Source organism: Mesorhizobium sp. M8A.F.Ca.ET.207.01.1.1 (genome assembly GCF_004794715.1).
GTDB lineage: Bacteria > Pseudomonadota > Alphaproteobacteria > Rhizobiales > Rhizobiaceae > Mesorhizobium.
The window spans coordinates 1-314 of record NZ_SRUS01000414.1; the positions used below are offsets into that span (position 1 = coordinate 1).

The following is a 314-nucleotide window of genomic DNA, read 5'->3' on the forward strand; positions in this document are numbered from 1 at the left end:
CTTGCCGCCACCCTTACGGGCGAACGAACCCTTGTGGCCGCGGCCGGCAGTCTTGCCCAGGCCCGAGCCGATACCGCGGCCGACGCGGGTGCGCTCGGTGCGGGCGCCCGGTGCCGGGCTCAGTTCATTGAGACGCAGAGTCATGGTCGATTACTCCTCAACCTGGACGAGGTACTGAACCTTGTTGATCAGGCCGCGTACCTGCGGGCTGTCCTTCAGTTCACGCACATCGTTGAGCTTGTTCAGGCCCAGGGCACGCACCGACAGGCGGTGACGCGACTGGGTACCACGCAGGCCACGCACCAGCCGGACCT

The 314-nt window shown here is 66.6% G+C and carries 1 protein-coding gene and 1 pseudogene; both read right to left on the reverse strand.

The window, feature by feature from the left end:
- Positions 1–138, reverse strand: a pseudogene (gene rplO, locus EN850_RS37640) (50S ribosomal protein L15); the annotation flags it as partial.
- Between the two features lie 12 nt (positions 139–150).
- The coding region (gene rpmD, locus EN850_RS35155; protein WP_281407317.1) for a 50S ribosomal protein L30 at positions 151–314 on the reverse strand (164 nt) is incomplete at its 5' end.